We start from the raw sequence: 20,790 nt of genomic DNA on the forward strand, positions 1-20,790 counted from the left end.
TCACCCCTTTACGCAGCTTTCGTTGTGCTATACAAGCTAAATTTAGTAGTAAGTCCTGCGAAGTTAATAGGAGCGGGAATTGTTGCATTGTACGTAGACGTTACCGCACCTTGATTTAATTTCACAACAATGTTTCCGTAAGCATCGCTGATTTTATCTCCAACAACCGCGCCTTCCTCGTATAAGCTTCTCAATGTTCCATCAATGGCCGACATAACACGCCCCACACCTACCGGAGTTCCCGGAGTGCCGATCAATGCATCAACCGTATCGCCGACTGCGATAGAAACATAATCTTCATTTGCTACACAAGAAATCTCAACGTTAACAAGGTTGGTATCTTGCAACCAAGTTGTCACGCTGCGTACAAATCGATAGGCATTTCCGAGACTGTTTTGCTGGAACTGAATGGCACATACGCCGCCATTAACGAGATTGTCATAATCGGAACTTTGAAGCGTCGATTGAAGTGTCCCTTCAAGTCCTTTACATTTCAACGATTGTCTCGTTAATGCTTGTACGATTGGCAAGCTTGAGAAAATAGCAGCTGCTTGTGCTGCAACATAATACGGCGCATATGTCGTTAACTGGAACGTAATTGGATCTACATCTTGAATACCAGGCCATACAAGTGTTGTGCGGCGACTGTTCAAGTTTTGCGCTCTCGTAAGAACCTGTGATACGGTTTCACCCGCTAATCCACCGGCAAATTGCACACGGTTTTTACGGATATTCGGCTGAGACATGTAAGCGCAGTGGGAATCACCCATTGCATGAATCGTTGATTGGTCCGTAAGTGGAACGATAATCCTAGCCAATCCTTCGTTTTGTAAAGCTAGAAAAGCATCAGACCAATCTGTGTTTGTTGGTGTTCCGTTGGTTCCACCTGTCAGATATGCAGGTGCTGTCATCGTGGATGGTAATAAACCAACACTATTCGGACGTGTCGCAGTAACAAGATTTGTTCCGTTATAGAAGTTTATGACTGCTTGCAAGATAGCTGTAACCGTGTATGCAGTTGCTTTACATGCCTGTGAACTTGCATCATCCAAGGCATTTGCCGACGGTCCATTTGGATTCGCACTAATCAAAGACGCTGTCCATCCCGTTTGTGAATTGATGTAGTTAATCACTTGTTGGATGGTTGTATACGTTGAGAAGTTAGCTGTCCACTGTACCGTTTCAGTTCCGGCAGGACCTGCTAAACCTTCGATATATCCACTTGCATTGGATACAGTTACAAGTCCGGAAGCCTGAGAACCAGTATATTGCACACTGAATGCCGCTTGGTACAGATTGTCTTGCGTAAGACTTGTATTGTCCAATGTCACATTCGCTTTAAGACCTTGGATGCTTCCAGCGGTAATTTGAGTGGTAATCCTGTCTGTATAAGAGCCATACCCAACGGATTCTAATTGAATGACGGTCGTTGCACCGTTCACCACATTGTAACTAGATTGCGTAGCAGGATCGATTCGAACGAACTTTACGATTCCCGGGGAAACTGTAGGGTCATCCGATGGATTCAATGCGCGTAAAACAGCTGTTAATCCAGTCCCGGATTGCAACACATTTTGTGCAGTTGCTGGATCGGTAAATGTTAAAACAGTTTTCGGTTGTCCTCCTCCAGCGCTCCCTACAAGGACCAATTCACGCGTATTGGTATTCGCTGGAGTTGAAATTCCTGTATTATCGATCGCCGCAATAACTCCCGGTTGCGAAAGGGTTTCACCAGCATAGGTCCAAGGCATATCATCTCACCTCTTTTTTCGCAAATTTTACAATAAGCGAATGCCAGTTTTCTTCTGTATCCGCAAAATGTTTCGCTTGTTCTTGCTCATGAAAAAATCCGGCCGTCAATTCAATTCCATATTTCTTTGCATAGGTGTCAGCGAATGTTCGAAGCGGCATGTAATACATTTCTTCAACCGTTTGATTTACGATCGGTTTAGAATTTGCCGCTGTCAGTTCTGATTTATCAGCCATAAAGTACCTCCCACTATAAAGTAATGTTTTCTCCTGTTTTCTCGCTCATTCTTAGTTTTACAACTTTGACACCTTGAGGATATTGGATGAAAATTGAATTCAATACATTTTTTTCTGTAAGAGCCGGTGGCAGGAATAGGGCTTGAAAGTCTTGATTTCCAAACTGTGGATAAAATGGTATGATCGCACAGTGGATCTCCACGTTCTCCCTCGGGGTTTACCCTCCCATGTCACGCTGGGTCTATGCCCTTACATTCCTTCGTTCTACCTCTCAAGGGGTGGAGGCCGATTCTTGCTCCTCGACTGGGTCGTTGCCCTTATGGATAAAATCCTTCGGCTTCTCCGGTGCTTCCGTTGTCAAAGTTGTGCACATCTGAATAATCGAGTTTTCAGTTTGTTGATAATGTTGAATTTGTGAAATATCCAGTTGTGGATATTTCATTTATTAAAAACCAGATACTAAGCTGTTGATACGTGTTCTATTTTTTATTTTATGCTGCACTTTGTTGTAGCTGGGCTTGTCGGACTGGCCCCAGTACATCGTTTGCGTTATACTCTTTCTGCTTTGTCCCCAATGTATAAAGTACGCGAACCAGTTTTCCACATAAGGCGATGATCGACTGCTTCTTTTTTAACGGATTCTGACTACGTGTCGTGTAATACTTGTGCAGCTCTTTAAATTCTTCGTTTTTGGCCACCATCGGTAGCATGGCGCGAAACAAGATGCCTCTTAATCGAGAACGACCCCGCTTGCTGATCCCCGTTTTCCCCTTCCGTTTTCCAGAACTATTCTCAGTCAAATTCAGTCCAGCCAAGCGGATGATTTGCTGTCCGTGATCATAGTTGTTGAGATCGCCAACCTCCGCTAGGAAACCGGCGACGGTCAGAACACCAACCCCTGGGATGCTCAGCATCTGCCGAGTTCCGGGGATCTTCTCAAGAATCTGCAAGACTTGCGCCATAATGGTTTCTTCCTGCTTGCCATACAGATCGTACTGCTGCAGCAAGATAGTCAGCTCGATTCGAGCCGCTGCCAGTCCCTCGGTAAGCCCGATGGAAGCCGTTGCGGTCGCATAGAGCTGCTCCGCTCTCTTAATGCCCACCCCACGCTTGATTTCCGTCTTCCAATGTGAGAGAACGCCTCTGGCGCCTACGGAGACAATCTCCTCTGGAGTTGGAAACTGACGCATGGTCATGAGGGACGCTTTCCCTTCCCAGTCCTTAAATACCTGTGGATACTCTGGAAAGTAGCGGTCAAACCAGTTTGTGATCCGTGTTTTCACTTGAATCAAGCTCACCATGACCTTCTCGCGAAGATTCATCAGAATGCGTAATTCTGCGTATTCCTTGGTCGGTAAGTTAGGTTCTGAGTACTTTCCATTCCGAATGAGGTCGGCAATGACTTTTGCATCCTTGTAGTCGCTTTTGGTCTGTGAGTTGTCCTCGAGCTCCTTGCTCTTGTTCACATGATGCGGATTGACAACAACAACCTGAATGCCTTGCTCCTTCAAAAACGCCGCTAACGGGAACCAGTAGTGTCCAGTCGGTTCAATGCCGAATATAATGTCTGTTTTCTCATGAATTCGGCCAAGCTCCTTCATCCACGCTGCCAGCTTCGTCAGCCCTTCCTGGTCGTTGTGAAACACACAGTCCTTCCCAAGCTCAATTCCACGGAAATCCACAGCTCGAGCTACGTGTATCTTCTTTGCGATGTCAGCTCCAACCACCAATGTGTTCTCGGTAATTCTTGTAATCCGTTGATTCTGTTTCTGCTTCGTCTTATACTTCATGTGAGCGCCTCTTTTCGTATGTAGGTATTGTTCTGCGTCGAACGTTTCCTAGTATACAAGAGGTGCTTTTTTCGTTCAAAGCTTAAATTACTTCATTACAGGAATTGCTCCTCAGTTGCTAATAATCGTAAACGAATCGTTTTGTGTGCTAAAACTTCCAGTGACAGAGTCCGATGTGATCGCTTGTGGTTGTGTTGTGAAGACACAATCATACTCGCCGTATAAATAAACTCCTCGTGCAAAAGAAAATATCGGTAAGAATCCTGGTGAAGGTTCGTAATCACCTAAACCAATACGAATATTTCTCATTGCACCACCATTGTCAGATCCTAACCAATCATACTGAGACAAAAGAGACCATTTACACACCGCAGACAACCAAACGATTAAGTCTGCATTTGTTGTATAAATGGTTCCTTTTATCGCGCCGTTGAATGGAGCTCCACGGTATTGCGTTATGATCCCTGAACCCGAATCTGTTGACGTATAATAATCGAGACCGATACCCGTTTGGCTTTCTATTTGATCGTCGTTTCCAACTGTAATCCCGATAAACGGCAACTGTTCGGGCTTCATTGGAAACCCGGGAGCAATAATGATCTGATTGTTTGCATTCCCAAACCATTGCTGTGCAGCGGATAATTCATTGGCATTTAGAGCTGTTAAAATATCCGCCAATTGACTTGGATTCGAACGAATGCTAGCCAACCCATTTTGCAATGCTTGGAGCATATATGTTTCCGCCATCATCCAGCATCACGTCCTTTGTGAGACCGCTAATACTGAAATAGTCCCGCTAGTATAGGCTGTAATCGATGCGCGGATCGACTTATATAATCCGGAATACTGAGATATCTTTGGTGCCGTAATCTGTTCAATCTGCGTCCAATGAACACCATCGAGTGTGCCTTCTATAAGAACGGTCGCGTTCATGGTTTCACCAGTTTCAACCGCCACTTGAACAGCATGTAAATTTCGACCTAAAGCATTAATCTCGGAATACGGATCCGCTTGACCAGTTGTAACCGCTGTTTGCTTGCTAAACAATGTAAACTCAAGCGGATATGCGGTCATATAAAACAACGGTTCGGAACTTTTAGCAGCAAAATTAGGCAGGTAGGGAAGAGCATTCCCACCCTGCCAAGCTGACACACCATTTGCCCCGGTTGTTGTCGGTTGCTGCCTTGATGTGTTATTCGGTTGAATCAGCATTAAGCATCACCATCCGGACCAGTACCAGTTCCGTTGTCAATTAAATGTTGGTTTATTTTCTCAAGTATTTCAGGCTTTTTTGTTGCATCCCCGAGATCAATTCCATTTTCGGATGCATATTTTTTCAATTGTGGAAGGTTCATTTTTGTGATGTCCGTTGTGTTAGACATTTGAAATTGAGTGGCAGATCCGAGCTGCAGGAGTTGTTCCCCTACAGCATCATCCACCTCTGCGATCCCGTCGGCATCAAAAAGGACACGATACGGTTCACCGTCAACGTGTCCAACAAGTTCTCTATGAATTTTTGATTGTACGAACAAAGGTTACACCACCTTATTAGATTTTATTGATTAGCTTGTATAACCTGTGCGACCAATATTAATTACAAGAAATTGACGTTCGATTGCTTTAATCGCCAGTGTGTGTAAATACAACAGTCCAAACGGAATGGTTGTGTTTTGAATGGCAAATGGCAGTTTGAGTAATGGTGCCATTTGCGCCATCACTAAATTCTGTGGTGATTTTTCAACAAACAAACCAACATCGGTACCTGGCATAATACTGTTATCATCAACAAACGGAACGGTTGCAGTTCCAGTTGCAGCAACCTCGCCAATCCACTGTGCATCCGAACCATTTGATTGGGTGCCGCGATAGATCCGATACCCAAGCGCGCCTGTTACGTTGGTGATCGTAAGGGTAACTACATCATTCGCTAACGCATTTACACCTGTTGTATATAGGTACCCAACCGCCTCACCTTGTGCGTTAAATGCACCAACTGTGTAGTAAACCGTACCAGCATCACCGGATTGCCAGTTGGATGTTTGCCCGGCACCGGGAGCAGCAACTGCAGCCGTTACTGTTGTTACTGCACCTGGTGCGCCGGAATCTGCTGTTGTGAGAGGTGATCTTCCATTGTCAACCGGCTCCGTAAACACGTCTTGAATGAACGGTATCCATCCAATTTGTGTACGATACCCGTCGAGTGGAGTACCAGCTGCGAATCCGCCATCACGCGAAGACATGTCATTATTCCGCTCAGCTTGTTGTTTCATCAACTGTAAAGTAGCAATTGTATCTGGTGACAGGAATGCGCCAACATTACGTGCAGATGTCACAAACGCTTTTGCATAAAGCGCTGCAATTTCAGAAATCACATCAAATGTCATTGGTTTCCCGTGCATATCGATGATATTTTTTGGACGGTTCGCTTTTAACTGACGATAGAACCCGTCATAAAAAATATCATTCCCACCCGAGTCCACAATGGTTGAGTTACCCCAGATCAGAGCACGCTCTACTCCACCAAGCAACTGCATGGTGCCATCGTATTCCTCTTCCTCGACTGGATTGTCAAACATCCCGCCAAGTGCCCCGGCCAAGTTAGCAATCACGGTTGTGCCCCGCTGAATGCCAAAGAACTTCACGGGAGCGGTGTTTCGTGCCCACGAACCATTTCCTACAGGGCCAATTCCCCCTTCCGCAAACGCCATAGTACCACGGCTCGAACCGTATTGATTTCTACGATTCCATTGGAAGATTGGGTTAATCGACGGCACACGTTCAATGAACCGTTGCTTTACTAGTTGATCTTCCGTAAAAAGCACAGATGTCATGATGCTATCCAAGTTCTGCAATACCAAATTGGATCCATCTGCAAAGCCTGGTACAGCAGAAGTTGCTAGGGCCTTTGCAAGTGGCTTAGAGAGTTGAGCCATATAATTTTCAACGCCTGACCAATTCCCACCATAAGCAGATTTCGCAAGCTGGTTAAAGGACCTCGCTACAAATCGTTTCGTCAAATCTTTTTCTCTTACAGCCATGAATACAGGCCTCCTTTTGTATGTAGTATCGAATGATTACAGACGTTCTTGCACTTCATCAGGAAGTGATTCAACGAAAGACTGTAATTCATCTTGCGTACGTAACGTTCCTAACTTCGCAAGTGCCATTGGTTCGACAAGGCCGTCATTCATCGCGTCCGTAACAACATCTTCAATTTCAGACTTTCGTAGTTTACGTGCCTTGCTACTTCCTGCTTGTTTGTTTAAAACAACATATCCCGTTGCAGGAGACGTAGCCGGTTGTTTTTTGATTAACTCCAGATCAGCAGCCATTGCAGCATTGGATTTCAATAATTCGCGAACCGCTTTTGCAAGGAGAATGTTTTGATCTGCAATTTCTTGAATTTGAACATTCGTGTTTTTTGCCAAATAGCGAACATTTTTACTCAACTCTTGTAATGCAGGAGAAGCATCGAGAACATCTACATGCTCTTCCTCGAACTCATCGATGTTCTTAACAAAACGGCGTTCGTCAAAAGTACGAGTATTCTTTTTCACAGCACTCTTTAAGCTGTCTTTTTTGATACGTTTGTTTTTGTTGGTGATAATTTCTTCATCACCTTCCTGCCCGGGATCTTCCAAATCTTCCTCATTCTCTTCGTCAAGCTCGCCGCCGTTTGCTGCATTCTTCGACTTTTTCATATTTGCCATGTCATGTTTCTTTGTTTTTTTCCCTTTTTTCGATTTTTCTTCTTTGCCTTCCGCATCTTCTAGATCACAACCGCAATTCGGACAAAAATTGCAATCTTCATCGCATTCTTCCCCGCATTCTGGACATTCAATAAGATCATCATCATCTTCTTCCGTTTCTTCATCCTCAACGTTTTTGTGTTTTGCGCCTTTGAATAAATCGCGCAAGAAGCCCAATCCTTTACCAGAAAACGTAATGGCATCATGTGCGCCGCCAGATGTCTGTTCACCCAAATCTTCTAAATGTTTTTTCAGTTTTGTTTTGTCCATTTGCTATCTCTCCTCGTAATCAAATTAAAAAATCCCGCTTTTTGCGAGACTCTTCACAAATTTATAAGCTTCATCCTCATCGTGACCATGGCATTTTACGAGATGTAAATATGCCGATTTAGCCCCTTTGACGAATCGACCGTGTTTGTCATAACAACCATTCTCACAATCACCCCAAAGCAAGTCTTCTAATGAGATACCCGTTAGTGCTTGTTTCGCTTTGGCGGATGGTTCCTGATTATCATCTAGATTTTGCAAATCTAATACACCTGCAGTAGTTGTAGCGGTTAGTGACTTTACAAGTGTTGCAAAGGAATCCGTATTCGCTGGTTTTGGTGTCAGTGCAACATCTTCTACCCTTGTTTTAATGAGTTTCTTACCCCTTGTACCAAGGATAGCACCCTCCACTGAGAAACCGTGCTGTCTTTCATCGTCATCCTCTTCGGCCTTGAGCAATTCCCACGCCGCTCTACCAGGTTCCGTATCATACAATTCGCAAAGATGAAAAAATACAGGGCCATTAATTTTCTTCTTTGAAAGTTTTCCAATCTGCCGTGAATCCGTAATGATCTTGGCTTCGAGTGGTTTCCCGAGGAGATGTTGCGGCCCGGTCAAATGATCGTAATTTAAACGACCACTTTTCAGATATGGTTCAAAATCCATACCTGAAAGCACCATTTCCTCACCGTGTTTATCCTCACTCTCGGTAGAAGCTATCCCACGAATCAGGCGTTTGCGTTCTCCCTTTACCAATTCCTCATCACGTTCACATGCAACGAAAAAATGAAAATCTGCCATTAATTTTGTCACCTCCTAGAATACAAGCAGGGTGACTGAATTGCTTGCGGTTGTGCATTTTAAGTACAGATTGTTAGCATCAGCATTTGCACCAGTGTAAACAACACCGCCGTTCCCGTTGCCAATCACGATATAACCGTTAGGAACATATCCAAGACCATGATACACAGTATCTTGCGTGTTAGCAGTAGCGTTAGATGTATATGTAACGATCTTACCGCCCAACAGGAATAACGAGTTGATGATGTCACCAGCTGTCGGCCTTCCTTTGTCACCTCTTGTGCCAAGTGAAGGAATGCTTTGATTGAAAGCTGCATATTGTTGATCTGTTAACTTTTGCATGTTATCACCCCCTCTCTATGGCTACCTAATTTCAAAAACCTTTTCTGCAAGTTCCATAAGATTTTTTTCAACCTCTGGCATGCAATAATTGAAAACTGATTCAATCAATGGATTTGCTTTCACGCCCGGATGGATCCATGAATCTTCTGCGCTACCGACACGAACTTCTCTACCATTTGGCAGGATTTTTATTCTCGGCGTACTCACTCTTCGAAACGTTAAATACTGCGAATGTCTAGCAGCTCCAACACGATACATACCATCATAAATATTGGATTGATGTTGATATCCCGTCCAACTGTAAGCAGGCTTAGCATTCCAATCCAATGATTCCCCCCACTTCATTTTTCCGTTCGAATCAAAAACGCTACGTTTCAGATTTTTTGCTTGGGCAAATACATTGTCAGGCATCCTCATTTTTATAGATATAACGCTTGAACCACTATTACTATCTGTTGGTGTGTAATGCCGAAAAGGAACGGTGTTGTAACGGCCATTCCCGCTCTTTAATGGTCTTGATTTAGGACCGTTCAAAAGACCAGTTTTCATGTCATAAGGTCCATAACCAGTTTCAATACGATCGGCACCATCATAATCGGTGGTAACCACACCGTATAATGGAGCCGGAAATTTCATAGATTCACCGGTCCTGAGGCTCTTCGCATATGAATCATCAAATACTGTATAAGTCATTCCTGGCAACCTTGTGCCCTGAACAGCCGCCACCCAAACGTCTCTAACGTATTGAGTCGCATTCTTTACCCCTTGATCTAACACTGATTTTGCTACTGATAAATCTGGCAATTCATTGATAACATCGGAGAATTGATTAAGGTCAATTTCAAGATTGAACATCCCCGCCATATCTTCACACTCCGAACGTTACAAAGTGCTTTTTTCTCAATATGACTCGCTGACCAAGATTCGTTCCGCGTTCCCGACGAGGCTGCGGTGGCGTGAATACGATCCAATCCATAAGCGCTTGATACTTTATGCTATAAACGGATCCAGCAGACGGTACATTACTACCTTGCCAAATGATTTGTTTTAAAGGTTGAGTTTTATCCCAAGTAAAATCTACATCCGGAATGTAGTTTGTAATGACTCCAGTTGTAGGATCAACGGAAATACATTCAGATACAGACATGACTCCATACATCGTTGAATCGGTTGTTCCGGATCCTTTTATGATAAGTTCCCCTTCGAAAGGAATCCCTTCCGGCCATGTAAGCTGAATCTTGTCATAGTCAGAAAGTGTTACCTGTAAATCAGGAAGAAGTATTAAATCACCGGCTGCAGCGATACCAGCCTGTAGTAACTCTTTACTTTGAGTGATGTTCTCAACAACACCGAATATCTGACCTTTATCGATCCAAACTAACCCAATACCCTTGCATGCTTGGCAGTTAGGGTTTGCGCGGTTTGCATCTGGAATACTGGTTCCGGTCATCATCATTGAACCGGTGCAAGAGCATTTCATTCCAATGGAATAACTGACCCATTCCCCATGTTTCCTGATAAAGTCTTCTTGGCTAGATATGTTTAACGTTGAGTTATCCCAAGGCATTGAATTTAACCACCACCTTTCAAGGAATAAAAAACCACCATATGGTGGCTATTCTTGTATCAGTTCTTGATCTGTGATCACTTCGAACTTATACCCAAGTTCTTCACATTTCCGTTTCGCAAGTTCTACTTTCCGTTGATTCAGTTCCTCGTCCAGGTAAATTTCTGGCTTAATTTCAACCACTGTACATCCATCATGTCTAACTACAAGGAAATCAGGTACGTAGGAAATATTATCTGTTTCCCAAAAGATACCGTGCCGACGCGTCCAAAATACGATGCTTTCGTCCTTTTCCAAACGATCCATGTACAATTTTTCATATTCACTATCATATGGTTCGTCTGAACCATTTTTCTTCTTAAAAACATCAATACAATATAGTTTTTTGCCTATAGCCAATTTTTCTGCCTGTGAAGGAAGTTTCATACTTGCATGCTCAAGAGCATTGTCCCACTTTCCCCAACGATCCAAAAATACATCGTATGAATAAATTCCATATCGTTCAATGTCACGTATGTTAGGAATTCGTCCAATATATTCACATACACGTTTCAATTCGATGATTAGAAGTTCATCCGGAATCTTTTTATTACCTCTTCGTTTTCCGTATCGAATACGGTACTGAGCTTCGCATTCTTGACTACAACATAGTTCCTTTTTACGTTGATGTTTACTTTGTACACGTGATTCAAATTTTTTCTTGCAGATCGGACAAGTTCTTTCTTCCATAACAACCTTAGCCGCATCTGAACATTTACGTGAACAATACAATCGCGTGCTATTTAGCGTCTTAGAGAACGATTTACCACATTGATGACAATTAATATCTATTCTGCCTGTTGGTTTTGGAAATGGACTTCCTTGTAATTTCCGTTTCTTATCTTCCCAATAACACGGACGAGAACAATATTTACTATCTTTCTTGTGTGGCTTAACTTCATACTGCTTCCCGCAATTAATGCATGTATTCAGCGAACGTTTCTTCATTGATTCATATAAACATTGACGCGAGCAAAATAAACCTTCACCAGCCACAACTTGATTAGCTCGTACTTCAAAAACCTTATCGCAATGTTTGCATTTTCGCTCCAATAGACTCACCTCGAAAAATATGTTATCTTGATAACAATTTATCATACATTTAAAATGATAACAAGTTATCAAGATAACAACAGGGGGTTTTTAGATGGAACGAAAACAGGTTCTTTTTCGTTTGGACTCTGATTTGTTGAAAGAATTAAAAAAACTTGCAATAGAAAAAGAAACCAGTATTCAAGAAATATTTGAATCCTATGCAAAAGAATGGGTTGAAAAAGCTAAATCGTAATGTACTGCATCCCGCAAAAGCGGGATTTCATTTTTGGAATATTTTCAGATAGCCATGTCAAATAACTGCCGTAGTGCCCCCCGTAAACACCATACATTGCTGATGATGTGTAGCTGGCATTCTCTGAAATGCCGTCTCTCGATACCCCTTGGCTCGAAAAACCAGCTCTATAGCTTGAACCTGCGGTATTTAACATCTCATAAACTGCTTTCTTGGCGATTGCCTCACGAACAACAGCTCTTTCATTCCACAAATCGCGCAAACCAACTGTTGCATGATAATGCCAAAAACTTGGAATGCTTGCATAGTTGAATAGATACGAAAGAACGAATACACCATTATAAAAAGTCCAAACGACTTGTGATGCATTCGACGGTACCAACTCAACAATTCCTGTTCTTTCATCCCACACAGTCCAATCACGCGGTACGGTTGCCACTTGTCCACGGTTAAACCAACCAGTTACCGATAGGTCTAACACGTTTGGATACGGTATTTTAAAAGACATCCACTTATTGAAGTTGCGCGGCTGATAGTACGTTTCTGGAATAGCAACTTCATCCACATATCCGACAGGATCCGTGTCTACAACATTCGGTTCGATCTTTGTTATGATCTGCTGCTGCACCCAATTCATAGCACGCCGAACTTGGAGAATCATTGCTCGGTCTGTAATGCGCCCATTATCGATCACCAGTGTTTCAGTAACATTCTGTGTTGGCAATTTCAATGGATCAACATTGACAATAATGTCATCCTGTTGACGTTGATCCAGTAACAGCAATTGTTGAGGTTCTAACCCGTTAATCGGTACCTGTGGACCACCATTCCATGATAATGTACTTGGATTCCCCACAGTAAACGCTAATGGAAATGGACCTTTAAAATGGTTCGCTGTCACTTCTATGACTTCAACACCTGTTATTTGTTGCGGCTGAACCCGGGGTCTTAGGATTTCATAATCATAAAACGTTACTCCTTTTGCCCATTCAGTTGTAATTTCCTTAACCGTAACTATCGACACCGCAAACATACCGGATTGAATAACGTTGCCGGATGGGTCTGTCACTTGAATCACATAATCCCCGGCTTTCCCCCGGTAAATATTAAGTGAATCCAAGCAATCACGATTAAGATCAAATATCACCTGATATTGAGTGGCAGCCGCCAAAGTGATCTGTTTCGTAACTACAGCACCATATCCGTCCAAACGAAAAAGCGCCACTGATAAAGTAGCACCTTGCGTTGGATTGGATACTTGGATGGTTGCCGTTATGACTTGTAAATCCGGATAGTATCTTGAGTATTCGGTTTTGTCAACAAAAACAGAGGTGACAGTCATATTGATCACCTACTTTGTATTATTTTTTTAGGTTCAACCATTATGATAGATTGGTAGTCAACTATCATATAAAGGGGGTGAACTCTGATATGAATCCGTTCGATGGCTCTAGATCTATCCAAGAACGAATAAACGATCTTGAGATTGCAGTAATAACTCTTGTCAAATTACTGCAGAATAAAGGCATTTGGGACACCAATGAATATGAAAAGGAGTACTTAAGTATCAAAAACAAAATTAGTTCTTTGACTCCTCTTGAGAAATCTTCTCTAATTCGGCAAGTTTCTCAAGAATAAACGAACCTTCTATTTTAACACCATTTGGACTGATCAATTTTTCTTTGATCAGTTCCTCTTTGATAATCTCTCTTACTCTTTGTTCATCCATGTTTAATCACAACACCTTGTATTATTTTTGACCGCTTGCTTCATCTTCGGCAAGACTTCATCCCGCAGCCATTTAACTGGATCAATCTTTAAATAGTCAAACCCAATTCCATGAGCATGTTCTTTGATAAATTTTTCTTTCGCTTTTTTTGATATGTTTGACGAAAGAAAATGTTCTATCGCTTCCGCGTCTTCTTTAATACAATCCGGATGCTCATCGTTCAAGTACTCCTGTAGCGCACTTTTATAATCTTCAATATCCAGATGAAAATTTGCACCTAAAAAATTTTCAACAAATTCTTTAGGTGTATTGAACAATGCCATAATCTTCACCCTTTGATTTATATTGGGTAGCCTGTCAAAATAAATTTATCGTTACCCTTCTTTTTCAACACTAACATTACTCGCGAACACTTTTGAGGTTTTGAGTTATGACTTGCAATTTTCCATCCGATAACATCCGGACCATCATAATTAAAAGTTAGAACCAATTTTGTTCGACGTTTTTTATCTTTCATCCACAGGTTAATACTATTTTGAATTTGATGGTCTTGTAATGCTGAATCGACTATTCTTTCGGCTGTAGATCGATCTTTAAACTTTGATGCGGCTGTAATTCCTTTATCATTCTTCATCCGCTCTCGAAGTTTCTTAAATCCAATATTAACGTGTCCTTTTAGCATATGACCGCCTTGCTTCTCATGATAAGCAAGACCGCCGCCAGGGCTTAAATGGCTATATGCTCCCATTATATCATGTTTGATTCCCTTTTTATTCCTGTTTCTTTTGGAACTGCCATAAATTTTATGCAAATCCCGGATATGTTGCCCACGAAAGCGACCGGAAAGTATGGTGCCATCCAAAGAAATCAAAACGTGATTCCCGTGAATCGTTACCCAATGTTCCCCGAGATATGGATCTACATCAGGTAATCGTTTCTTGATAAGTAATCGGCCGTTATAGACAACTATTTGATTCCATATTGAAGGACTCGGACGTATCAAAAACATCTGCATCCCCTCTTTCATAACTCACGAATATCACGATTTTGCATTCGTGCTTTATTCTAAGAAAAAAACTCTCTATATTAGAGAGCATCAAAGGAGTATTATTTCGCTTTTTCAAGTTCACGGTCTAAATTTGCAACGATTCCTCGCTTCGTCAGTAACTCGTGGATAAATAACCGACCTTTTTGCGTCCATCGAGTATTCATCTTTACACTGCGTTGGCCGCTGTTATGTAGAACATCAATCGTCTGCGATTTTGTATATCCGTACGCATGGTACTTTTTATACAACAGCCATTGATCGTTTTGCTTATACTGAACCTTTTCCTCATTTAGGATTTTGTTGAGTTCCTGTCCGGTTAGTCCATAGTCTTTCGCAATCTGTGTAATCGTTACCGTATCGGTTGACTGAAGGATTTGGTCAAGATACGTAACCTTCGGTTCGTACTCTGCAACACGTTGTTCTAACATCAAGTTCTCGGTCTCTAATGCCCTTCTGCGCTTTTCTTCCTCAATCCACCTTTGAGCTCGTTGAACCGGATCATCAATTTCGTAGGAAGGTCGATTACTAAGCCTGATCTCTTTTCGCATCTGATTAAACTCTGCGATGTACTTTTCTTTGAATTCCATTGCTTTTTGTCCAGTGTATCCCATAACCAAGAGGGTGAATCCATCTTGTGTCATAATATATTTAGGTAATTCCTTGTTCTGACTGGTGTTATATGAGGAGAGCACGAAATTGTGCCTTCCAAATTCTTCACTGCAACCAAGTTCACGAATGTCTTGTAGAACACGTTTGTGATCTTTTCCAAACACTTCTGCTACCGTCAAGCTATCTGTTACCGGTTGTTTGTTCTGTACAAAAACGAGTTGATTCATTCCATTCACCTTCCTTTAATAAACCAAGTGATTGTGATCTGGTCGCATAAATGGCATTGATTCAACAATTTGCTTTTCGACTTTATACGCTAGTCTTTGGATTGAATCAAAAGCATGTTGTTTGGTATACATTTCGTCGTCGGATAAAGAATTCAAAATACCCAGTAATTCCCCGTATAAATCGAGTTTATCCATGATATCCAAACAAACATTCTTCTGTTTTTCATTAAAGCCTATTGGTTCAACAAATATTCGGTTGTTCATTTCAGCTATCCCCTTGTCTAGCACACCTAAGATTTGCTAAAATGGATAGCAAATGCGCATAAGTGTGCGTTTATCGGTAAGTCACCTTGAGCTTCTTGGCGGGAGAGCAAGGTGGCTTTATTTTTGTAACGAACAAGTATCGCTCTCACGCATCAGTAATTCTCCAACATCAGCATCAAAAAATCGAAGCAACGAATCTAAAGTGTTGTACTGTATCCCATTGTTCTTATCAAAGTAAATCGCTGTAAGAGTAGTTCTGGATAAACCTGTTCTCTTTGATAACTCCGAAATGGATCTAATTTTTTTGTTTGCCATTAACTTCGCTAAGTTTGATTTAATCATTTTTATCACCTCCTATTTGTACGATTTAAACAATATTATATATAAAATGTACAATAAACTGTATATTTTATAGTTCATATAGTACATAAATATTTTTTGGTTGTCAATATCATTTGAACAAAAAAATGGTTAAAATGTTCAATATACGCTGCTGAACGGGGTGCAAATATGATCAAATGTAATTTGGCTGTTTTATTAGCTGAACGCGGTCTAAAAATCGCTGATGTTTTTAAAGCTACTAAAATATCAAGAACGACTTTAACCGCTCTCTATTACAACACATCGGCAGGAATTCAATTTGATACTTTAGATAAATTGAGTGACTATTTACGTGTTGAACCTGGCGACCTTATTAAGTATCTTGATTTTTCATTCAATATCATCGAATCTGATTATCAAATGCCTAATCTTTTCATGAAGATAGAAATAGAAATACGGAATAAAAAAATCCAAGGAGAATCCATAATCACCGTATCTAACGATTGCGATGAATCTAGCGATAAAGAAATAACCATATCAATAAAATACCCTGATGATATTTATAATGAAATTTCAAAACTGCCTCAACTTTTCGTTGGAGAGCTCGAGACATCAATAGTAGATAAAGTTTTAAACATGATAGAGTTACATAATGGTTCAAGGCCCAATACTTATCTTTTGATTGTGGAATGAAAACAATTGATTTCATCAAAAAAGAGCCCAGATTGAGGCTCTTTTGTTTATACCGAAGCAATTTCTGAAGATGCGCTTGGCCTACTACCTAACTTTGTAACTGGGGTTTTCCCTTTTTTGCTATAAATCTTCTTTGCAGCATAAAAAGAGCCGATGCTGACAGTTCCATCTTCATCGACTTCATAATCGGCAATATAATATTTTCCGTCTTTCTCAACCACAAATTCATCTTCATACACATCAACAATATAAGGATAATCAACCCAATAGTCACCCGTCTGACTTTTCTTACCGTATTTTTGTTGTACGATCGATGCTAATTCCTGTTGCAAATCATTATAGCTATAATTACCCAGCGATTTTTCCAATCGTGACTTAGCCAACTTCTACACCTCTATCCTTTGGTCTTTTATACGCTTTTTCAGTTGTTCCCTTTGGACTTGTAACATGATAAACCTCAAGCCTGCCTTTACGTTCCCATTCGCGCAGCTGCTTACGATCTACACCACATGATTGTTTTAATGTGCTTGCAAGTACCGGCTGCCCTGTGTGCAGCTCAAAATGATCACAAATAGCCCAACATTGTCCGATTGATGTCATTACTTAAACAGCCTCCAATCCAATTCTTTACCACAACCGCTGCACACTATTTTTTTTACATCTAAACTTACTGTATTGGTATGCGAACACTGACATTTCACCAATAATGCCGGTGTATTATCGTCTTTTCTTAACTGTTCCGTAACGGATATTGGACGCATGTTAATCCCTCGTTTTCATACTATCTTTGACTGGCGTGATCATCTTGTAACCTTTTATGTAACGTACCATGTAGCAATGGCAGAAAGGATGTGCTAAAGCATTCGGTACCCATCCACCTTCTTCGCCGATCCTACTGGCTTTAAGGCCAATCTGCATGCCGCCTGTCTCCTGAACGTTCCGCAGGATTTCACTCAACTTAAATATCTTTGGTGTTCCATCTGGTTCTAGATAAAGCTCCTTACAGTATTTGCAAGCTGTAGGCTGAACGTGATAGTACACATCGATTTCATCCGGATCGCCGCCGCCCTCCACTTGAATGTTGACGAGACGGCCTAAATTTGTTGCATACCGAATTTCTGATACAGCGACCCTATCCCAGTCCCGACTCATATCTGCCGCTTTAAAACGGTTCTTTAACTCTGTTGATAGTTCGCGCCATCCTTTTACTTGCTTATCGGTTGAAAGCAGATGCTGAACCTCTTCCGGGCTTAAACGTTCTGCATTATACGTGGTATGCTTTAGGTCGCCACTGAAATACCCTTGCACAATATCATGCAGTGCAGACTTGTTATTGTTTAATATGACTTCCTCCGCTACATCTCCAAATTTCACACCGCATGATTTGATGTACTTAGCGGCATTTTGCTTGGCCGCATCCAGTACCAATCGATCCATTCGACTTAACGGAAGCTTTTTCACCATTCGAACCATTTCAGCATAGGTGCTACTGTTTGTAAGAACATCCGCTAATCTGCCAGCCACATACGCCTGTCGAATCCACGTTTCCAAGTCTTCGTCTGGCTTTTCGATTCCTGCTTTGGCCCATCGTTTTTGAAGATCCTTAGGAATGTTGTAACGAATGCCAATTGCTGCACGAAAATGGCTTTCGATCAGCATTTTCAGTTCGTCGATCTGCTCTTGACTCAAAAGAGGAGGCGGCTCGTTTTCGGCTTTCCGTAGAAATGATTTGCCTTTTCTTGATACATAAGCAAACCATTTATCAATGTTGCGGAACAAAGTCATCAGAAGCGAATTAAATTCTTCGTTCATTTTTGAAACGATAGAACGTATGTATTTTTCAGGTATTGGTTCATCGTGATTGTGATCCTCAGACTTTTTCAGGTTCTCCAAAACCTCGTGTGCAATGCCTTCGCTATTCATTACACCAATCAAAGCTTTTGCAAGTTCAATGTTATTGATGTTTTTACGTTTCAAAACGACTTGCATCAGAATCACCCTCTCTAATCAATGATCTCGATCACCAATACCTTTTCTTCACTCTTGGATAAACTTTTGTTTAAATCCTTTGAGTCTGATTGTTTTACTTGATCTGCTGTACTTTTTTCTTCTCCCTCATTCGCGACTGGAGCTGGGCCGTTTAAATTCGTTTGCTGCTCTTGTCCAGCTTGCATTGCCTGAATATATACGGAATTGTTCGGCACATCCCCATAAGGCAAATCACCTTTTAATCCTTGCGCTCGCCGCCACTCATTTATGGTCATTCCAACGGACGCTTGCTGATTTAATACTTCAATGCGCCGCGCTTCATCCTCGGTATCGACTTCGAAAATCATGACCAAATCATCGTAGCGCGGCTGTATGATCGTCCGTGTAATCCAATTCGCTAACCCATGGCAAATGGACTGAAACCCTTCTTCGTGAGACTGCTTGATAATATCGTCTTCACTGTTATTACCAATCGATAAGCCACCGGCACCGCCTTTATCAACGCTAAAGTTTACGATACTGGGGTGAGCGCGATATGCAGCAGTTTTCAGTTGAATATTCATCCGCATAAGTTCCGGAAATTGAATATCCTTTGGTAACTCACGGATTTTTAACAACTCTGCTTTGAACTCCTGGTCAGCCGTTATAACCGGTATCTTCTGATAGTCACCCGATCCGGATTGATCTAACACTTGGCGTTGAAACGCTCCCAGTCCAATAGGATCGTAGTCGCCATAAATCAAAAGCAATGATTCGGGGCTATCCTGATTGAATAAACCGTCATTATACGCCCAGGCATTGAGCCAAGTAACGGTTGCTGCTATCGACTGCTCTAATAAACTCCCGGCTCCGTATGCCCATTTGTCAATTTCAACGGATGGGTTTGTAATGTCAATTGCCATTTCATCTTTCGTCCAAGTAGCAACCGGCATACCATCGACCACTTGAACATAAGCAGCATTCGTTAGATCAATCTTCGTTTCGTAATAGAAACTCTGTATGGCCCGTTCTCGGTCGTTCATCTTCTTGTTCTCCATATATTCCATGAGAACAAGCAACATTGGCCGCACCGTAGTTCCATCAATCATGTGATATTGAATCGGATTTCCTGTACGGTCTCGGGTGATAACCAATGCTTTGCGATCATACGTGAGTTCCTGATCAACTGAAATGGCTGCGAAATCCCGGAACCCCCCGGGATGGATATCTTGGTTAACGTTATCAATGATTCGCTCCATCTCTTTGCAACGACGAATCACGTCTTCAGTGGGCTTAAAGTTCGGATCCGCATAATTTTCATGTACCACTCGAAACCCGATTTGCTTACCGGGTACGATAACACGTTTGGCAATATGTTTCATCTGGATGATTCGGGCATTGATGATTATCTTATCGATCAACGATTTATCCCGGGCTTCGCGTAAATGTTCGAATTGCAAAGTGTTGGCAGGCTTTGTATACCCGTAACCAGTAGCACCTTGAGTCATGGACATATAGGAGAAAAACTTTCCTCTTGCAGCCCTTCCTCGTTGTTCCCTCTGCGCTTCTTCTAAACGTTTGGCCATTGACACCGACTCCGGTACAAGAAGGCCTTTGTAATTCGACCAGTTTGGCATATGTCAATGACCCCTTTCCTATGTATTTGTTGCTATTACGACGGTTTTACTTCGACTGTCTCTTGTTCTGCAGAAACATCTTGGTTTGATGTTTGTTCATCTGTTTGATCATTTGTCGGTGATGATACATCTTGATCATGAAACAAGTCTTGACCGATACCAGCCATTTCTTGCAGTGTGCTTAAACGAGTATATAACGAATTGTATTGATACTTCCCCTGTTCAATCGCTTGGTCAATTTGCTGCTTTTGCTGAATGAACTGATTCAACTGTTGACGAGTTTGCTCCACTTGAGTTTGAGTTTCATTGATCATATCTTGAATTTTTGACATACGTTTCGTCCTCCAATTTATTCAAAATAAAAAGACCTCATTTTAATGTGTCTTTAGCAAATACAACGCATAATAAATAATTATGCGAGGTGTTTTGTTAGTGAAAGTGGCTTTAATTGAACCTCTCACGACT

27 protein-coding genes are annotated in these 20,790 nt (G+C 41.7%); 2 read left to right on the forward strand and 25 right to left on the reverse strand.

The features are described 5' to 3' along the window. Window positions 1–8: 8 nt before the first annotated feature. From LSG31_RS00380 to LSG31_RS00440, 13 genes are all read right to left on the reverse strand, one after another. On the reverse strand, window positions 9–1,751 hold the full coding sequence (locus LSG31_RS00380; RefSeq protein WP_347437474.1) for a hypothetical protein: 1,743 nt from the start codon (window positions 1,749–1,751) through the stop codon (window positions 9–11). 1 nt (window position 1,752) lies between these two features. Beyond that, window positions 1,753–1,986, reverse strand: a complete 234-nt coding sequence (locus LSG31_RS00385; protein ID WP_347437475.1) for a hypothetical protein — start codon at window positions 1,984–1,986, stop codon at window positions 1,753–1,755. Between the two features lie 491 nt (window positions 1,987–2,477). Continuing rightward, window positions 2,478–3,776 carry an IS110 family RNA-guided transposase gene (locus LSG31_RS00390; RefSeq protein ID WP_347436551.1) on the reverse strand — a complete coding sequence of 433 codons (1,299 nt, stop codon included), beginning with the start codon at window positions 3,774–3,776 and terminating at the stop codon, window positions 2,478–2,480. A 111-nt stretch (window positions 3,777–3,887) separates the two neighbouring features. Next, a complete protein-coding gene (locus LSG31_RS00395; RefSeq protein ID WP_347437476.1) occupies window positions 3,888–4,526 on the reverse strand; it encodes a hypothetical protein in 639 nt (212 codons plus the stop codon). 6 nt (window positions 4,527–4,532) lie between these two features. Beyond that, window positions 4,533–4,988 carry a hypothetical protein gene (locus LSG31_RS00400; protein ID WP_347437477.1) on the reverse strand — a complete coding sequence of 152 codons (456 nt, stop codon included), beginning with the start codon at window positions 4,986–4,988 and terminating at the stop codon, window positions 4,533–4,535. Continuing rightward, window positions 4,988–5,308 carry a hypothetical protein gene (locus tag LSG31_RS00405; RefSeq protein WP_347437478.1) on the reverse strand — a complete coding sequence of 107 codons (321 nt, stop codon included), beginning with the start codon at window positions 5,306–5,308 and terminating at the stop codon, window positions 4,988–4,990. The genes LSG31_RS00400 and LSG31_RS00405 overlap by 1 nt, the downstream gene beginning before the upstream one ends. 30 nt (window positions 5,309–5,338) lie before the next feature. Then, on the reverse strand, window positions 5,339–6,814 hold the full coding sequence (locus LSG31_RS00410) for a hypothetical protein (protein WP_347437479.1): 1,476 nt from the start codon (window positions 6,812–6,814) through the stop codon (window positions 5,339–5,341). Window positions 6,815–6,850: 36 nt separating this feature from the next. Beyond that, window positions 6,851–7,795: a zinc ribbon domain-containing protein gene (locus LSG31_RS00415; RefSeq protein WP_347437480.1), complete on the reverse strand. Its 945-nt coding sequence runs from the start codon at window positions 7,793–7,795 to the stop codon at window positions 6,851–6,853. 24 nt (window positions 7,796–7,819) lie between these two features. Beyond that, a complete protein-coding gene (locus LSG31_RS00420) occupies window positions 7,820–8,593 on the reverse strand; it encodes a hypothetical protein (RefSeq protein ID WP_347437481.1) in 774 nt (257 codons plus the stop codon). 15 nt (window positions 8,594–8,608) lie between these two features. After that, window positions 8,609–8,935, reverse strand: coding sequence for a hypothetical protein (locus LSG31_RS00425; RefSeq protein WP_347437482.1), 327 nt, complete (start codon window positions 8,933–8,935; stop codon window positions 8,609–8,611). A gap of 21 nt (window positions 8,936–8,956) precedes the next feature. Next, the gene (locus LSG31_RS00430; RefSeq protein ID WP_347437483.1) at window positions 8,957–9,799 is read right to left on the reverse strand and encodes a hypothetical protein; all 843 of its coding nucleotides are present in this window, start codon (window positions 9,797–9,799) and stop codon (window positions 8,957–8,959) included. A 4-nt stretch (window positions 9,800–9,803) separates the two neighbouring features. Beyond that, complete coding sequence (locus tag LSG31_RS00435) at window positions 9,804–10,502, reverse strand: hypothetical protein (protein WP_347437484.1); 699 nt, start codon at window positions 10,500–10,502, stop codon at window positions 9,804–9,806. A 48-nt stretch (window positions 10,503–10,550) separates the two neighbouring features. Beyond that, the gene (locus LSG31_RS00440; RefSeq protein WP_347437485.1) at window positions 10,551–11,594 is read right to left on the reverse strand and encodes a TnsA endonuclease N-terminal domain-containing protein; all 1,044 of its coding nucleotides are present in this window, start codon (window positions 11,592–11,594) and stop codon (window positions 10,551–10,553) included. A 94-nt stretch (window positions 11,595–11,688) separates the two neighbouring features. On the opposite strand from LSG31_RS00440, the gene LSG31_RS00445 reads away from it, so the two are divergent. Continuing rightward, on the forward strand, window positions 11,689–11,829 hold the full coding sequence (locus LSG31_RS00445) for a ribbon-helix-helix protein, CopG family (RefSeq protein WP_347437486.1): 141 nt from the start codon (window positions 11,689–11,691) through the stop codon (window positions 11,827–11,829). On the opposite strand, the gene LSG31_RS00450 is transcribed toward LSG31_RS00445, so the two are convergent. The 7 genes from LSG31_RS00450 to LSG31_RS00480 form a co-directional block, all read right to left on the reverse strand. Beyond that, window positions 11,819–13,171: a hypothetical protein gene (locus tag LSG31_RS00450; protein WP_347437487.1), complete on the reverse strand. Its 1,353-nt coding sequence runs from the start codon at window positions 13,169–13,171 to the stop codon at window positions 11,819–11,821. The two genes, LSG31_RS00445 and LSG31_RS00450, sit on opposite strands and share 11 nt — an antisense overlap. 237 nt (window positions 13,172–13,408) lie before the next feature. Beyond that, on the reverse strand, window positions 13,409–13,558 hold the full coding sequence (locus tag LSG31_RS00455; RefSeq protein WP_347437488.1) for a hypothetical protein: 150 nt from the start codon (window positions 13,556–13,558) through the stop codon (window positions 13,409–13,411). A gap of 2 nt (window positions 13,559–13,560) precedes the next feature. Then, window positions 13,561–13,881, reverse strand: coding sequence for a contact-dependent growth inhibition system immunity protein (locus tag LSG31_RS00460; protein WP_347437489.1), 321 nt, complete (start codon window positions 13,879–13,881; stop codon window positions 13,561–13,563). Between the two features lie 17 nt (window positions 13,882–13,898). Beyond that, window positions 13,899–14,567 (reverse strand): RNase A-like domain-containing protein, encoded by a 669-nt coding sequence (locus LSG31_RS00465; RefSeq protein WP_347437490.1) that lies wholly within the window; start codon window positions 14,565–14,567, stop codon window positions 13,899–13,901. Window positions 14,568–14,665: 98 nt separating this feature from the next. Next, on the reverse strand, window positions 14,666–15,442 hold the full coding sequence (locus LSG31_RS00470; protein ID WP_347437491.1) for a Rha family transcriptional regulator: 777 nt from the start codon (window positions 15,440–15,442) through the stop codon (window positions 14,666–14,668). A 15-nt stretch (window positions 15,443–15,457) separates the two neighbouring features. After that, on the reverse strand, window positions 15,458–15,706 hold the full coding sequence (locus tag LSG31_RS00475) for a hypothetical protein (RefSeq protein ID WP_347437492.1): 249 nt from the start codon (window positions 15,704–15,706) through the stop codon (window positions 15,458–15,460). 117 nt (window positions 15,707–15,823) lie between these two features. After that, a complete protein-coding gene (locus LSG31_RS00480; protein ID WP_347437493.1) occupies window positions 15,824–16,048 on the reverse strand; it encodes a helix-turn-helix domain-containing protein in 225 nt (74 codons plus the stop codon). Between the two features lie 168 nt (window positions 16,049–16,216). Here LSG31_RS00480 and LSG31_RS00485 point away from each other — a divergent pair, with 168 nt between their 5' ends. Beyond that, on the forward strand, window positions 16,217–16,720 hold the full coding sequence (locus LSG31_RS00485; RefSeq protein WP_347437494.1) for a helix-turn-helix domain-containing protein: 504 nt from the start codon (window positions 16,217–16,219) through the stop codon (window positions 16,718–16,720). Window positions 16,721–16,767: 47 nt separating this feature from the next. Here LSG31_RS00485 and LSG31_RS00490 read toward each other — a convergent pair whose 3' ends face one another. From LSG31_RS00490 to LSG31_RS00510, 5 genes are all read right to left on the reverse strand, one after another. Beyond that, window positions 16,768–17,103, reverse strand: a complete 336-nt coding sequence (locus tag LSG31_RS00490) for a hypothetical protein (RefSeq protein ID WP_347437495.1) — start codon at window positions 17,101–17,103, stop codon at window positions 16,768–16,770. Further along, window positions 17,096–17,320: a hypothetical protein gene (locus LSG31_RS00495; protein WP_347437496.1), complete on the reverse strand. Its 225-nt coding sequence runs from the start codon at window positions 17,318–17,320 to the stop codon at window positions 17,096–17,098. The genes LSG31_RS00490 and LSG31_RS00495 overlap by 8 nt, the downstream gene beginning before the upstream one ends. A 162-nt stretch (window positions 17,321–17,482) precedes the next feature. Continuing rightward, window positions 17,483–18,709 (reverse strand): hypothetical protein, encoded by a 1,227-nt coding sequence (locus LSG31_RS00500; protein WP_347437497.1) that lies wholly within the window; start codon window positions 18,707–18,709, stop codon window positions 17,483–17,485. Window positions 18,710–18,723: 14 nt separating this feature from the next. Next, entirely contained in the window at window positions 18,724–20,325 is a 1,602-nt protein-coding gene (locus tag LSG31_RS00505) for a hypothetical protein (RefSeq protein WP_347437498.1), read from the reverse strand. A gap of 35 nt (window positions 20,326–20,360) precedes the next feature. Further along, complete coding sequence (locus tag LSG31_RS00510; RefSeq protein ID WP_347437499.1) at window positions 20,361–20,657, reverse strand: hypothetical protein; 297 nt, start codon at window positions 20,655–20,657, stop codon at window positions 20,361–20,363. Between the last annotated feature and the right edge of the window lie 133 nt (window positions 20,658–20,790).

Origin of the sequence: Fodinisporobacter ferrooxydans, from assembly GCF_022818495.1 — a bacterium.
Taxonomy (GTDB): domain Bacteria; phylum Bacillota; class Bacilli; order Tumebacillales; family MYW30-H2; genus Fodinisporobacter; species Fodinisporobacter ferrooxydans.